The 15,551-nt window shown below is 49.8% G+C and carries 11 protein-coding genes; 8 read left to right on the top strand and 3 right to left on the bottom strand.

All coding sequences use genetic code 11. The features are described from left to right. The first annotated feature begins 21 nt into the window (after positions 1–21). The 8 genes from LH22_RS09370 to galE all read left to right on the top strand — a co-directional run bounded on the left by LH22_RS09370 (position 22) and on the right by galE (position 10,655). Complete coding sequence (locus tag LH22_RS09370) at positions 22–774, top strand: glycosyltransferase family 2 protein (RefSeq protein WP_038650003.1); 753 nt, start codon at positions 22–24, stop codon at positions 772–774. Between the two features lie 85 nt (positions 775–859). Beyond that, positions 860–1,894 (top strand): glycosyltransferase, encoded by a 1,035-nt coding sequence (locus LH22_RS09375; RefSeq protein WP_038645957.1) that lies wholly within the window; start codon positions 860–862, stop codon positions 1,892–1,894. Positions 1,895–1,965: 71 nt separating this feature from the next. Further along, positions 1,966–4,176 (top strand): phage tailspike protein, encoded by a 2,211-nt coding sequence (locus tag LH22_RS09380; protein WP_038645959.1) that lies wholly within the window; start codon positions 1,966–1,968, stop codon positions 4,174–4,176. Positions 4,177–4,373: 197 nt separating this feature from the next. Next, positions 4,374–5,636 carry a colanic acid biosynthesis pyruvyl transferase WcaK gene (gene wcaK, locus LH22_RS09385; RefSeq protein WP_038645960.1) on the top strand — a complete coding sequence of 421 codons (1,263 nt, stop codon included), beginning with the start codon at positions 4,374–4,376 and terminating at the stop codon, positions 5,634–5,636. Between the two features lie 3 nt (positions 5,637–5,639). Then, positions 5,640–6,863 (top strand): glycosyltransferase, encoded by a 1,224-nt coding sequence (locus LH22_RS09390; RefSeq protein WP_038645962.1) that lies wholly within the window; start codon positions 5,640–5,642, stop codon positions 6,861–6,863. Further along, positions 6,860–8,200 carry an MOP flippase family protein gene (locus LH22_RS09395; protein ID WP_038645964.1) on the top strand — a complete coding sequence of 447 codons (1,341 nt, stop codon included), beginning with the start codon at positions 6,860–6,862 and terminating at the stop codon, positions 8,198–8,200. Before LH22_RS09390 ends, LH22_RS09395 begins: the two co-directional genes overlap by 4 nt. A gap of 503 nt (positions 8,201–8,703) precedes the next feature. After that, positions 8,704–9,597, top strand: a complete 894-nt coding sequence (gene galF / locus LH22_RS09400; protein WP_038645967.1) for a UTP--glucose-1-phosphate uridylyltransferase GalF — start codon at positions 8,704–8,706, stop codon at positions 9,595–9,597. A gap of 44 nt (positions 9,598–9,641) precedes the next feature. Then, positions 9,642–10,655, top strand: a complete 1,014-nt coding sequence (gene galE, locus LH22_RS09405; RefSeq protein WP_038645969.1) for a UDP-glucose 4-epimerase GalE — start codon at positions 9,642–9,644, stop codon at positions 10,653–10,655. A gap of 1,277 nt (positions 10,656–11,932) precedes the next feature. Here the strand turns inward: galE and LH22_RS09410 are convergent. From LH22_RS09410 to rfbB, 3 genes are read right to left on the bottom strand one after another with little or no spacing between them, the layout of a single operon-like run. Beyond that, on the bottom strand, positions 11,933–13,081 hold the full coding sequence (locus LH22_RS09410) for an acyltransferase family protein (RefSeq protein WP_038645971.1): 1,149 nt from the start codon (positions 13,079–13,081) through the stop codon (positions 11,933–11,935). Positions 13,082–13,129: 48 nt separating this feature from the next. After that, a complete protein-coding gene (rfbA, locus tag LH22_RS09415; protein WP_038645973.1) occupies positions 13,130–13,993 on the bottom strand; it encodes a glucose-1-phosphate thymidylyltransferase RfbA in 864 nt (287 codons plus the stop codon). After that, positions 13,993–15,075: a dTDP-glucose 4,6-dehydratase gene (rfbB, locus tag LH22_RS09420; RefSeq protein ID WP_038645975.1), complete on the bottom strand. Its 1,083-nt coding sequence runs from the start codon at positions 15,073–15,075 to the stop codon at positions 13,993–13,995. Before rfbB ends, rfbA begins: the two co-directional genes overlap by 1 nt. Positions 15,076–15,551: the final 476 nt, after the last annotated feature.

The raw sequence follows: 15,551 nt of genomic DNA on the forward strand, positions 1-15,551 counted from the left end.
CCTGACACTCCGGGTATGCAAATGACAAATCATGTTGGCACCGTCGGTATCGTGATGCCGATGTATAACGCGCGTAAAACGGTATTGCGTGCGGTAGAGTCGATCGTCAATCAGACCTATAGCGACTGGCATCTTTATTTAATAAACGATCAGTCCACCGATGATTCGCTGGCCTATGTACGTGAACACTGCACTGATGCGCGCATCACTATTCTGAACAATGACGTCAACCTCGGTGCGGCGGAAACACGTAACGTGGGTCTGCGTGCCGCGAAAGAAGAGATCATCGCGTTTCTTGACAGTGACGACGAATGGCACGCCGATAAACTCGCCGAACAGACTGCGGCGATCGCGGCGGGTGATGATTTTGTCATCACGCATTATCACTACAAAACCAAAACCGCCGACCACGATATTCTCTACAGCAAACCCTATCTGCAGCAGGAAAACTTCGTGAAGAAGCAGTATCGCGTCTGCTTCTCTTCCGTGTGTTTCCGCCGTCCTCCTCAGGGCATCTTCTTCCAGCGTAAAGGGCATGAAGATTTCCTGTTCCTCTACGAACTGTTCCTCCGCTACAAGCAAGCTCGGGTGATCCAGAAGACGCTGGTCGACTATTACGAGCTGGGCGATTCCCTCTCGCGCAATAAGAATAAAGCGGCGAAATGGCACCTCGAATTATTAAGAATTATCTATAAAAACAATCCGTTAAAAATCTATTACTATTACGGCTGGTATATGGTGAACGGCGTTCTCTTCACCCTGAAGCATCGTTAAGACCCGGCATCCTTCGTGTTGTTACGACGTGAGCAGCACGCAGGCGCTGGGCCTTAAGTTCACATTTTGAGGTGGAAAGCGTTTTATGAAAAAGATCGTTTTAGTGATTAAGGATGCCTACTCCTACGCGGGCACGGAAAACATCTGTAATTTCATGTCGGAGTGCCTCGGAGAGCAGCACGCCGTCACCATTTATTCGCTGGAAGGGCACGGCAAAACCTTTTATCCGTTCGATCGCGTGAAAGAGATCGTCAGTTTTGAAGGGCACAGCAACCCGATTAAAAGCGCTGTCGCCAGCATTCATCAGCAAGGGTTCGACAGCGTATTTCTGATCAGCATGGGCCGCCTGAGCGTGATGTTCGCCTTCTGGAATTTGATGGCGATGAAGAAAAAACGCTTTAAAGCCTACGCCTGTGAACACATCGCGATTAACTCCTTTAGCAAGCCGATCAAAGCGCTGAAGTGGATGCTGCTGCGCTATTACGACCAGGTCATCGTGCTGACGGACAAGGATCATCAGGTGTTCAGCCGCTGGAATATCGCCAGTAAGCAGATCCCCAACCCGGTGGTGTACAAGGCCTTTCAGCGCCAGAGCCGCAGCCGTCAGGCGCTGGCGGTGGGGCGTCTGGATAATCAAAAAGGCTTCGACCTGCTGCTGGATATCTGGGCTGATTTCAGCAAAACCCATCCTGAGTGGACGCTGGTGATTGCCGGTGACGGTGAATTGCGTCAGCAATTGCACGATCAGGCTGCGGCGTTGGGCATCACCAATAGCGTGAATTTCGTCGGCAAAGTCAGCAACATCAACGATTACTACCGTGACAGCGACATGGCGCTGATGACCTCGCGTTATGAAGGGTTGCCACTGGTCCTGCTCGAAGCGAAATCCTGGTCATTGCCGGTGGTGGCTTATGACTGCCCAACCGGCCCACAGGAAATCATCAACCACGGGGAAGATGGTTTCCTGGTGCCGATGAATGACAAATCGACGTTTCTGGCGCGGATGGAACAGCTGGCGAGTGACGATAGCCTGTTCTACGCCATGAGCGAAAAAACCAAAGAAACTGCGCTGAAGTTTGACGGTAACCAGATCAAACAAAGCTGGCTGGCGCTGGTTTAAGCGTCCGTTCTCGTGCCTCCGGGATCACATTTCTGGCTGTTACGCAGCCCCATGACCACGGGATTGAAAGCATGAAAAGAAGAGAAGTCTTGCAAACTGCAGCCTCCTCCATTGTTGCCGCGCTCTCAGTGAGCGCATTTTCCAGCTACGCGGCAAAAAGTGGTCAACCTGCTTTGAAAGCTGTCGAACCGTCCAGCGTACCGCAGGGCGATGTGCCGATTTTAACGCCGGAAAATGTCTACACCATGCCACCACAGTTCTGGCAGAACTTTGAGGGCAAATTGTGGATCGGGCAGGCCGGTCAGGATGCCAGCAAAGCGGGCAATCAGATTCCGGTATTCCTGCGCGATGCCAGCGGTAAAGTGTCACAAATCAGCCAGCCGATTGCGCTGAATAAGGGCAACTTCGCGCAATTCATTCACGATAATGCGGCGTTGATCGCCAATCCTGCTCACTCCATGGTGGTGGAAGACGATCAGGGGAATACGCTGTTTTCGATTGCAGATGTTTCGCGACCCAACCCGAGTAACTTTAGTCAGCGTCTGGCGCAGCCGAATGGCTATCAGTTGATTGGAGAAATCCCGTCAGTCGATGAGTTACGGAAAACGCGTCCGCTGTTCGCCGGTGCCAAAATCAAGCTGAAAAGCTGGCATGAAGGCTTAGAAGTGGGCGGCGGGGAATTCGTTGGCGCTTTTGGTGACGACAAAGATGATGGCGGCGTTATCTTCAGTGGTAAAGGCTTCTATTGGCGTCGCGTGGTGGAAGATTTTAACCGCCTGACGCTGTTCGATTTTGGCGCCATTGCCGATGCCAAAACCGATGCCGCACCGGCGATAAAAGCCATGTATCAATGGTCAATTGATGCCAATCAGCAGATCTGTGTGCAGTTCCCGGCAGGCAATTTCTTCGTCACCGAGTGCGATTTCGGTAATGAACAACGACGCTACTTCCGTATCTCCGGCGCGATGGTCAATTTTGGCTATTTCCCGGCGACCACCCTGACTTCAGACGGTCGCTCTGAATTCCTGTTCCAGGTGAACGCGCGTTGGACGGAAATCTCCAATCTGATTTTCAACGGCCAAAACGACAAGCGGCCTAATAAGCAGGGGCTGTTCCGCAACACTTGTCCCGGTGGGCAATTTTTCCGCGGTGCCTGCCTGCGCCTTAATCAGGTTGGCGGGGTGTCGCTGAGCTTACTGGATACGCTGGATTGTAAAATCGATCAGTGGTACGCCAATGCCTGTACCGGCGATGTGATCAAAGCCAGTTGGTCAGGCCAAAAGGCTGGCGCCTGGGATCACAGCACGGCGATTGAACTCTCCAACTTCAACGCCCAGCACTGTAAAGGCGGTAAGGTGTTGAATCTGCCGCGTTGCAGCCAGTCGATCATTCATAACGGCTGGATCGAGCACAGCGAGTTTCCCGGTGACATTTCCAATGGGCAGTGGATTATCGATGCGCTCAGCATTGAAGACTGTAAAAATCCACTGATCGCGCACAACTCGCGACTGAACATGCGCCAGACCAACCTGCAAGCGGGGAGTTGGATTGACAACTCGATGGAAGGCGAGCGTTGGCTCAACATCTGGGAGATGGGATCAACGCGCGTGGAATCTTACGGCGTCGCCATCGATGGCAGCCTGAAATACAACTACATCACTTCACGCTTCCGCCTGGCGAATAACACCAACCAGGAAACCTGGTTTGAACTCGGCAACTTCTACTCACCTACGGTGGGAGACAGCTGGGAGATCGAGGTGTTTGGTCAATCGCAATTCAATAATGGCACGGCTAATCAGCCGTTAATGAACGTCATTGATGGCAAAGGCACCGGCGGTCGTGCGGTGATTCATCTGCAACGCAAAACCAAAAATGCGGAAGCCAGCTGGTCAGCCGAAGGCAGTTCACCGGTGGTGGATGTCCGCTTTGAACCGCGTTCAGAGACGGACACGAAAGTGTTCGTCAAGCTGGCCGGTTGGACACCTACCACCGCGATTTTGATTAAAAGCACCGCCAAGGACCGCTTCCTCACCGGACGCTGTGCGCGTGTGGATGCCACCATGGCGCAGGGCAGTCCTGCCAGCGGCAGCCAGCAGGCACCGCAGCGTTTCAGCCTGCACAACGGTAAAGCGGGGATCGGCGGTAACGAGCAGGGCGACCTGCTGTTGGCCTCGCGCGCGCTGAAACCGGAGCAGGTAGATACGCGCGCGCCGAAAGGATTTGTCTCGGTGGTGATTAACGGCGAACAGGTGGCGCTACCCTATTTTGCAGTGAAGTCGTAATGCACGAACCGGAGAGGACGCAGCCGTTTGCGTCCTCTCCGGGAAAAGTTTGGAGCGGCCTTCAGGTCGCCCGTTTGAGAACAGATTATCTATTTTGGGTATTGTTCCCATTGCAGTTTTTTAACACAGAGTTCACTTTGCCCGTGCAGGAAATGGCGTGGCTTGTAAAAAATTAAAAAAATTTTTCTGGAGTGTTTATGAAGATTTTATTGGTGGGAAACCATACCTGTGGAAATCGTGGGGATGGCGCGATTTTACGTGGACTGATCGACTCTTTGCAGTCTGCGCGTGGCGACCTCGATATTGATGTGATCAGTCGTTATCCAACAAGCTCCGGGTACTTATTGCAACAGGATATCCAGCAGGATTCCCTGTTTCTGCATAACAGCAAATCAGCGAAAGGGCTGGTGGGCAGCGTCAAACGTAAAGTGGCCAACCGCCTGATGCCCGAGATCATGATGGCGCACCTGGGCAAAGGTGGCCTGTACAAATCGTTTTCTGTGCCGCCACATCTGGCGCAGTTCACTAAAAGTCTGGAACAGTATGACGCCATTATTCAGGTGGGCGGTTCGTTCTTCGTCGATCTGTATGGTGTGACGCAGTTTGACCACGCGCTCTGTGCATTGATGGCGAAAAAGCCGCTGCACATGGTCGGTCACTCCGTGGGACCCTTCGAGAACCCGCGCGTGAATGCGCTGGCCAACTTCGTGTTCGATCGCGTCGATAGCCTGGTGCTGCGTGAAGAAGTTAGCTTCGATCGTCTTAAACAAGACGGTGTCACCACCAATCGAGTGAAGAAGGGCGTGGATACCGCCTTCCTGGTGAAGGCGCGTGATGTGGAGAACCCGAGCCACAATCTGCTGCACTGGAAAAACATCATCAGTGCGCGTAAAACCATCGCCATCACCGTGCGTGAACTGGCACCGTTCGACAAACGTCTCGGCGTGACGCAGAAAGAGTACGAAGCGGCCTTCGGGAAAGTCATCAATGCGATGATTGCCGAAGGTTATCAGGTGGTGGCTTTCTCTACCTGTACCGGCATCGACAGCTACGCCAAAGACGACCGGATGGTCGCGCTGACGCTGCGCGACCACGTCGAAAATCCCGAGCATTACCATGTCATCATGGACGAGTTCAACGATCTCGAACTCGGCATCCTGCTAAGCCATTGTCACCTGACCATTGGCACCCGCCTGCACTCCGCCATCATTTCCATGAACTTCGGTACCCCAGCCGTGGCCATCAACTATGAGCACAAATCGCTCGGCGTGATGAAGCAGCTTGGACTGCCGCAAATGGCCACCGACGTGCAAAGCCTGATGGATGGCTCGCTGATCGACAAAGTACAAACCGTGCTGGCCGATTACGACAACGTGAAGCGCAAAGTGGATACCGCGGTGACGCAGGAGCGTGAAATTGGTAACCGCATTACGGCAGAAATTCTCAACGTGCTGGGGTAAGTGATGAAGCTGACCTTTTTCACCATGCGTTTTCCGGTTGCCTCTGAGACGTTTGTCCTCAATCAGGTAACGCATTTCATTGATGCAGGCTATGACGTGGAGATTATCTCCGTGTTTCCGGGCGATATGATCAATCGCCACGCCGCGTTCGATGAGTACAATCTGGCGGCGAAAACTCACTATTTACTGCCGGAAGAGAAAGTTTCGAATCTCGATAAGCTGACGCAGCGCATTGGTTTGATGCTGCCGAAAATCGCTAAGCCGGCGTTGATCAGATCACTCAATGTCGGCCGCTACGGCCAGCAAGCGAAAAAGCTGCTGCTGCCGGCGATTGTTGCTAACGCGAAGCAAACCTTCACCGCGGATGTGTTTTTAGTGCACTTTGGTTATGCCGGTGCGCTGGCCAACAAACTGCGTGAGCTCGGTGTGCTGAAAGGCAAGCAGGCAACGGTGTTCCACGGCGCGGATATTTCGCGCCGTCACATTCTCGAAGAGCACAAGCTCGATTACGTCAACCTGTTCAAACAAAGCGAGTTGATGTTGCCCATCAGCCATTTGTGGGAGAACAAGCTGATTGAGATGGGTTGTCCGCGCGAGAAAGTGCACGTGACGCGCATGGGCATCGAGCCGGAGAAGTTTAACTTCAGGCCGCGTGAGGCGTTTCATCAGCCGCTGCGAATTGTCTCGGTCGCGCGTTTGACCGAGAAAAAAGGCTTAGACGTGGCGGTAAAAGCCAGTGAAATTCTGCGCAACAACGGTGGGCAGTTCGAGTTCACCATTATCGGCAACGGTGAGCAGGACGGCATGATGCGTGAACACATCGCGCGTGCCGGACTGGAAGCCTTTGTCACTATGCCAGGTTTCAAGCCGCAAGAGGAGATTCGTCAGGCGTTGAACGATGCCGACATCTTCCTGCTGCCGTCCAAAACCGCAGCGGATGGCGACATGGAAGGCATTCCGGTGGCGTTGATGGAAGCGATGGCGGTGGGGCTGCCGGTGGTCTCGACCTATCACAGCGGCATCCCGGAGCTGATTCAGAACAACGTCAGCGGCTGGCTGGTCTCGGAAAACGACGCCGAAGAGTTGGCCGACACGTTGCTGCGTCTGTCACGCGGTGATGTTGATGTCGCGCCGGTAGTGGCTGCCGCGCGACACAAAGTGGAAACCGAGTTCAATCAGCACATTGCTTATGGTGAGCTGGCTAAAATTCTGGAGCGCATGGTGTGAGCGGATTAAAAAAACAGGCCGTCTGGCTGTTTGGCAGTACCTGCTTCGCGGCATTGCTGCAGGTGTTACAGCTCAGCGTTCTGGCGCGAAAACTGGAAGCGCATGAGTTAGGTTTACTAGCCATTATCAACGCCATTCTGGCGGTGGCAACGGTGTTGCAGGATATGGGGATGAGCAGCTATATCGTGCATCGCCAGGACATCAACCGCCGCCAGCAGAGTACCATTTATTGGGTCAACGTCTCGCTCAGCTTGTGTACCGGCTTGATTATGCTGGCGATTGCCTTCCCGGTATCGTGGTTCTATCACCTGCCTGAATTGACAGGGCTGATCATGCTCACCAGCCTCAACTTCCTCGTGCTGGGACATCTGTCGCAGTATCAGGCGCACTATGTGAAATCCAAACGTATGGTGACGCTGGCGAAGATTGAGATGGCGACCAAGCTGTTCGCGTTCATCTGTACCGTGGCGATGCTGTACTTTACCTCGCTCACGGTGGCGGCGGCGATCCTTGGACTGTTCATCAATGCCTTTACGCGCATCCTGTGCATGATCTACTTCGGGGAGAAGTCGTGGCGTCCAACGTGGGAGTTTGAAGGGGCGACCTTCATCAGCGCGGTGCGTTACGGTATCTATCAGCTCGGTTCGCAGACCATTAATCAGCTGCGTACCCAGGCGGATGCGTTAATCGTCGGTAAAGTGATGGGCGCGGAGATGCTGGGGATCTACTCGCTGGCCAAAGAGTTGATTCTGCAGCCGCTGAAGCTGGTATCACCGGTGATTAACCGTCTGGCGCTGCCGCGTTTCGCCGAGAAGCAGCACGATCCGGAGCAGCTGAAAAATCTATTCCTGAAAGGCACCTTCGTCATCATGTTGTTCAGCAGCGCGATGTATCTGGCGATTGGCATTCTTTCGCCGGTGATCGTACGCGTGCTGTATGGCGCGTCGCATGAGCAGGTTTACCATCTGATTCCACTGATGCTGCTATTCGGTATGCTGCGTCCGATGGGGGGCTTAACCGGCGCGATTTCCCAGGCGAACGGCAAGACCAACGTCGAGTTCTACTGGAACATCGTCGCCAGTCTGGTGGTGGTGGTGGTGTTGGCGACAACCTACATCTGGCCGAACGTGCTGTATGTGGCGCTGACGTTGTCTATCTCGCAGGTGTTGATTTCTGCCTTCGCCCATCCGTTCTTTATCAAGCCGGTGATTGGTATCCGCTTTATGCCGTATGCCCGCCAGTGGGTTTCGGTGTCGGTGGTGTTTGTCGGCCTGATGATGCTAGTGAATCACTTCAACTTGTTTGTGATGCCGGAGTGGTTTGAGGGTTGGCTGTAGGTTTTGCCATTACTACGTGATCTGCGCGGGCATGCACTTGCTGCCTGCACAGATCCGTAACGGCGACATGTATGGCGTAATGCCGCTCGCTTAAGCCAGGGAGTGCGTATTCAACCCGGTTCTCCCTCAATGCGCATCCTGTGAAATTCGCACTGAACAATGTAGGGTCGCCATTTATGGCGACCAAAACGCACTCAACTGACCAGCATTACGCCATTTATGGCGCAGTCTACCCGCACGCACCACGAAAAAACTCCGCTGAACTCATTCTGTAAACCACTGGTCTTAACCTCTGCCACTTTTCCATAGACCTCCCACTGTTTTTCAGCGGTTTAGCGCCTCCATTTTGCTTCGGTCAGGCGAAGCGGCAGCCCGCCATTTTGGCGATTTTTGATGTGGTGACAGAGAGTTAGTGCCGGATTTTCAGATAAAGATTATACTTGCTGCACCGGCCGATCCTGCATAATCGACCCCACGTATTCACTTCATGAAATGGAATAAATATGACCAAGCTTAAAGCAGTAATCCCGGTTGCGGGTCTCGGTATGCATATGCTCCCTGCAACGAAAGCCATCCCGAAAGAGATGCTGCCTATCGTCGACAAACCAATGATTCAATACATCGTTGACGAGTGCGTAGCGGCGGGCATCAAGGAGATTGTGCTGGTCACCCATGCTTCCAAAAATGCAGTGGAAAACCACTTCGACACCACTTATGAGCTGGAAGCGCTGCTTGAAGCGCGCGTAAAACGTCAGCTGCTGAGCGAAGTGCAATCAATCTGTCCTCCTGGCGTGACTATCATGAACGTGCGTCAGGCGAACCCGTTGGGCCTCGGCCACTCAGTGCTGTGTGCACGTCCAATGATCGGTGATAACCCGTTCGTGGTGGTACTGCCAGATGTGCTGCTGGATGACTCAACCGCTGACCACCTGCGCTACAACCTCGCTGCGATGGTCGCGCGCTTCGAAGAAACCGGTCACTCACAGGTGCTGGCGAAACACATGCCGGGCGAAGATCTGACCGAATACGGTGTTCTGACCACCGAAGCGCCAATTGATAACCCAGGTGACATCAGCACCATCACCAACATCATTGAAAAGCCAGAAGCGGGCCAGCTGGATTCAGACCTGACTGCGGTTGGTCGTTATGTGCTGTCTGCGGATATCTGGCAAGAGCTGGAAAATACCGAGCCAGGCGCTTGGGGCCGTATCCAGCTGACCGATGCCATCGCCTCACTCAGCAAGAAAAAACCGGTAGATGCACAATTGCTGACCGGTACCAGCTTCGACTGTGGTAAAAAAATGGGCTACATGCAGGCCTTCGTTTCTTACGGTCTGCGTAACAACGCGCAGGGCCGTGATTTCCGTGAAGCTATCCAGAAAATCCTGGCGAAATAATCCATTCTCATGCCGCGCCGCTTGCGCGGTTTAAAGGAGTACACATGGCTATTTTGGTAACGGGCGGAGCAGGGTACATCGGCTCCCATACGGTGCTGGCGCTGTTAGAGCGCGGCGACGACGTTGTGGTCCTGGATAACCTTTGCAATGCTTCGCGCGAAGCCGTCAATCGCGTGGAGAAGTTGTCTGGCAAGAAAGCGGTGTTCGTTGAAGGCGACATCCGCGATCGCGCTTGCCTGCGTGACTTGTTTGCGGCCAACGACATCTCTGCAGTGATTCACTTCGCGGCGTTGAAAGCCGTAGGTGAATCGACCCGCATGCCGCTGGAATACTACGAGAACAACGTGGCGGGTACCGTGGTGCTGCTGGAAGAGATGCGCGCTGCAGGCGTGTGGAACTTCATTTTCAGCTCTTCAGCGACCGTATACGGCGCCGATGCACCGGTTCCTTATGTGGAAACCACGCCAATCGGTGGTACCACCAGCCCGTACGGCACCTCTAAGCTGATGATCGAATTCGTGATGCGCGATTTCGCCAAAGCAGATCCGAATTTCAAAGCCATCGCGCTGCGCTACTTTAACCCGGTTGGCGCGCATGAGTCTGGCGAGATTGGTGAAGACCCAACCGGTATTCCTAACAACCTGCTGCCGTATATCGCGCAGGTGGCAATTGGTCGCCTGGAGAAGCTGGGCGTGTTTGGTGATGACTACGACACGCCAGACGGCACCGCTCAGCGCGACTACATCCACGTGGTGGATTTGGCCGAAGGCCACCTGAAGGCGCTGGATCATCTGCCGAAAGTCACCGGTTACAAGGCGTATAATCTTGGCGGTGGGGTAGGGTTCTCGGTGCTGGAAATGATTAAGGCGTTCGAGAAGGCTTCTGGTAAGGCGATTCCGTTTGAGTTTAAGCCGCGTCGTGATGGCGATCTGCCGGCGTTCTGGGCGGATGCGACGCTCGCAAACAATGAGCTGGACTGGCGTGTGACGCGTGGGATCGATGCGATGATGCGTGATACGTGGAACTGGCAGAGTAAGAACCCGGAAGGGTTTAAGTAATTGAAAAATGCGAACTCAGCTTTAAAGCCTGTTACTTAAACATGTTTATGAACATAAATTCACTTTCTTGCTTCAAGTTTATAATTAAGGCATTTGACTTGCAGGCATGTTTGCATTGATTAGAAGCTCGAACTCTCGGGCTTCAGTTCCTTAAGTGACCAGCATTAAACTCATGATAACTTTTTTATACCATTGAGCAGTCCTTAATAGCGTTTACATTTTTTACTCCCCCACTGAGTAAGATGTGATGAACTAGTATGCGTTAAACCCACGCAACGCAATTACCCTCTACCCTTCAAATATACGGTCAACTCGACAGGCTAACCCCCCGTTCATTAATAAATAACGATCCAATCTAGCGGAAATGCTCCTGATGCCTGAACAGCGGATTAAAGAACTGAAACAGCAACTGGCTAAATCTGAAATTAAAGCAGGTTTTGTATAAGTCTCTGAAGCGGGAAGAAGTAATCGAATAACGTTCCTAGCATATCGTGCAGCAGGTGGTAGACATCCGTCTGCATCTTCTCTAGCTGCGTAAACATAAGCTATGTCACCTGCCGCGGTGACAGCTGATGGCTGGCCATGGCCTCTTGTTCCAGTTGCTGCACAGCGGCAGGCTTCTAAAATTACCTTGGCGGGCATATTACAAACGACAATAACTATCACTACTTTATTGCCATCCCAATTTGCCAAAAGTGTTGGAAATCAAGAGAAAGTCAGCCGCCCGTAGCAGGTGCGGGTAGCCGAATCACTATTTTGCCTTTACGAGTGGGAACAGCATATGCCAGCCTGAAAACGGACGTCTGGTAAAATATAGGGAATATTATGTGCAGGGTAGCATGCATGCCCGCACGTTGACTGTGCGTTCAGGATCGCTCAGGGCAGCAGACGGTCATAGCTTCCGCTGGTACATCACTCAGACAGGGGCATCCAGTACTGCTCTGAGGAATATCTATCGGGCATTGCACAAACGATATGGCATCACGAACTCAATGACGGACGGTTACGACTGTTAACAGAATGCACTGGCGGAACGGATAAACGGGATACTAAAAACTGAATATCTGCCCGTGAAATCGGAAAATATAGAACAGGAAAGAAATATGGTTAGAGAGTCCTTGAAAGTCTACAGAACCCAACAGTTTCAGGTGTCGCTATAATACAAAACGCCCGCTGAAGTTCATCGGGCGTTAGATAACTGAAAGTGTAAACCTATTCCAAAAGCCGTAACATAACTTCATGGGGATTCTACAATGAATGATTATTATCAGAAAATATCAGACCCTCACTTCATACTTACGGGCAACTTTACGACCTTTATTTCGTAAAGGTATTTCCAGATATCGATAGCTTAATTCAGATGAAATAAAAATTAGCCCTAAAGCAAATATTGTCATCCATAGCGATCTAAGGTAGGAATCTCCAGCTGCAAAACCGTAGTGAACCATAATCCGAACTGTTGATTCCTGAACTAAATAGATTACAGGCATGTGTGCCAGATAAATACTATATGATCGTGATGCAATCCATCTCATAGAACGAGCTAAAATCCCTTCGAATTCGGGTGAAAGAAATAAGCCGCCGTCCCAAGATGCAATATAAACCAGCAATGTAGAAGTTAGTGCTAAAGAACCGAAGAGAAAAATAGAACCTTTTAAAGCTGCCGGAATGGCGAAAAGTGAAAACAGCAGCAAAGTATTCACCAGATATCGGAGATGCCACCGCCTCAAAAAAACGGGTTTGATTTTACTGCCCAGCGACAACTTTAATATGGCTAAGAGGACACCAAAAATAAGACCATGATAGCGAAAGTTCGGACTCCAATCACCCTGTTGAACATTGTAGAGCAGGAGAATAGCCACTATCGAAAATGTGATTATTTTCCAGCGCGTTCTCATGAAAAGAAGAATGAAAGGTGCAACAAAATAGAATTGTTCTTCTAACGATAACGACCAATAAGGTCCATAAGTTGGCAAGTAACCTTGTTCAAGCAGATAACCGGAAAAAGCATTAAATGAAAAAGTGATTATTGTAATGCAATAAATAATATTGTGCCTAAATTCTCCAAATGCGTTGGTGATATTATAAAACGCTGAGAAAAAAAGGACCACAAACATCCAGAACCATGAGGCAGGGATCAATCTGTATATTCTTTTCACAAAAAAAGGAATAATAGTATGACGGAAAAGTTGTGTAGGTGATTGATTATTATTTAGATGAGTCAGAAGGTTCGTAGTAATCAGGTAGCCAGAAATAGAAAAGAAGAGATCAACACCGGGCCAGAGTTCAACGTACTTGTTGATATTTTGAAGTAATTGATGTTTGCTCCAGATATACAGAGTAGGCAAGTGTTCAAGAAGAACAGCAACTATTGCAAAAAACCTCAAATACTCAATTTCAATATTGAGCTTGCCTTTTTTTACCATACTAATCACCACTGCTAAGGGATTTTGGCGGGAAGCCCCGCCAGAAAATTATTTTACCATTCCCAAAAGATATTGACCGTATTCAGTCTTAGATAATTTCTGACCTTCGTTATAAACATCCTGGCTCGAAAGCCAGCCATTTTTGAAGGCGATTTCTTCAAGGCATGCTACTTTAAATCCTTGCCTTTTTTCAATCGTATGAATGAACTGAGAAGCTTCGATCAGACTGTCATGAGTACCAGTATCAAGCCACGCAAAGCCACGTCCTAAAAGTTCTACATTTAGCGAGTTTTGCTCTAAATATAGACGGTTGAGATCGGTGATTTCCAGCTCACCTCTGAGAGAAGGTTTTAATGTACGCGCATAGTCAGTGACATTGTTATCATAAAAATACAAGCCAGTAATAGCCCAGTTAGATTTTGGTTGAACAGGTTTTTCTTCCAGCGATAGGGCCTTAAAGTTCTCATCAAACTCAACGACACCAAAACGCTCAGGATCTTTAACCTGATAACCAAACACGGTAGCACCGTTAGTGTTTGCAGTTGTGCGTGCCAGAACAGGGGCAAATCCCTGGCCAAAGAAGATATTATCACCAAGAACTAATGCACAACTTTCATTGTTGATGAATTTTTCACCGATAATAAAAGCTTGAGCAAGGCCATCCGGACTCGCTTGAATAGCATAACTGAGGTTGATACCGAACTGGCTACCGTCACCCATCAGCCTGACAAATGAAGCGTGATCATCAGGTGTAGTAATGATTAGGATATCTTTGATACCCGCCAACATGAGCACCGAAACCGGATAATAAATCATAGGTTTATCGTAAACAGGTAGCAGCTGCTTTGATACACCTTTGGTTATTGGGTATAATCGGGTGCCAGAACCACCGGCAAGAACGATACCTTTCATTACAAATACTCCCCTGAATTATTATTTAAACCCAAACGCTGTCCCTGATAAGACCCGTCCTTAACGCGTTTCCACCACCACTCGTTTTCGAGATACCACTGAATCGTTTTGCGTAAGCCAGTTGCAAATGACTCCTGTGGAACCCAGCCTAATTCACGCTCAATCTTTGAGGCATCAATAGCATAACGGAGATCATGGCCCGGTCGATCCTTGACGAATGTGATCAGCTCCCGGTAGCTGCTGAGGTTAGGGAGTGTTGATGGAGAAAGCTCATCAAGAATGTCGCATATACTCTGCACAACCGTAAGGTTTGTCTGCTCATTATGACCGCCAATATTGTAAGTCTGGCCAATGACACCGTTTTTAACGACTTCCAGGAGGGCTCTAGCGTGATCTTCAACATATAACCAGTCACGAATCTGGCTACCGTTACCATAAACAGGCAGAGGTTTACCATGCAGAGCGTTAAGAATAGTCAGTGGTATCAATTTTTCTGGAAAATGATAAGGGCCATAATTATTCGAGCAATTAGTCACAAGAACCGGAAGGTTGTAGGTTCGATGCCATGCTCTCACCAGATGGTCGCTGCTCGCTTTTGATGCAGAATAGGGACTGCTTGGCGAGTAAGGTGTGTTCTCAGTGAACAAATCAGAAGTATTGTGCAAATCACCATATACTTCATCAGTTGAGATATGATGAAAGCGAAAGTCAATTTTATTGGTATCACTCAACCGGTTATAATACAGGCGTGAAGCTTCCAGCAGATTATAGGTGCCAATAATGTTAGTCTGAATGAACGCTCCTGGCCCATCAATCGAGCGGTCAACATGACTCTCTGCAGCTAAGTGCATGATTGCATTAGGCTTGAAAGAGTTAATCACTGATCTTATTGCATCGTAATCGCAGATATTAGCTTCAACGAAAGAAAATCCGGGTGAATTTTTAATCGTTTTTAGTGAGTCAAGATTACCCGCGTAAGTTAAAGCATCAACAACCAATACTTCATTATCACGATCAGCTACAAGAAGTCTCACTACAGCTGACCCGATGAACCCTGCACCGCCAGTTACTAAAATTTTCATACTCTTCCCGAAGATTTTGTTGCACGGCTGTACTATCTCACGCCGTACTAAACTGATGTCAATAACTCTTCATTATGACGATTTAATCCAGCCTTGACCAGTTTAGCAAACATCAACTTGGACGATACCATATTGAGCATTATGATAACTATTGCCAATGATATTAATTGAATGTTAATAATAACCTTGTTTATTTTATTATGGATGCTATCCCATGCATAAATTTTCAGACATAAGATCACCTTACAAACACCCCTCCATATTTCGAAGAATGGTGCTACCGTGTTAGAATTAAGGAGTTTTTTCAAAGAACTAATCCTGCCTAAATCGTTTTTTTAATCAGGAAAAGTTAAAAAAACCAGATAAATCATAGGCTTGTCCTTTTTTTTGTTCTGCATTGATGAAGATTTAATGAGCACTTTAGTTGCTACAGCTAAGGGCGGTAGCGTACTCATTTTAGGCAAAATTTTCTGTTT

It is taken from the genome of Pantoea rwandensis (assembly GCF_000759475.1).
In the GTDB taxonomy this organism is placed as follows: Bacteria; Pseudomonadota; Gammaproteobacteria; order Enterobacterales; family Enterobacteriaceae; genus Pantoea; species Pantoea rwandensis_B.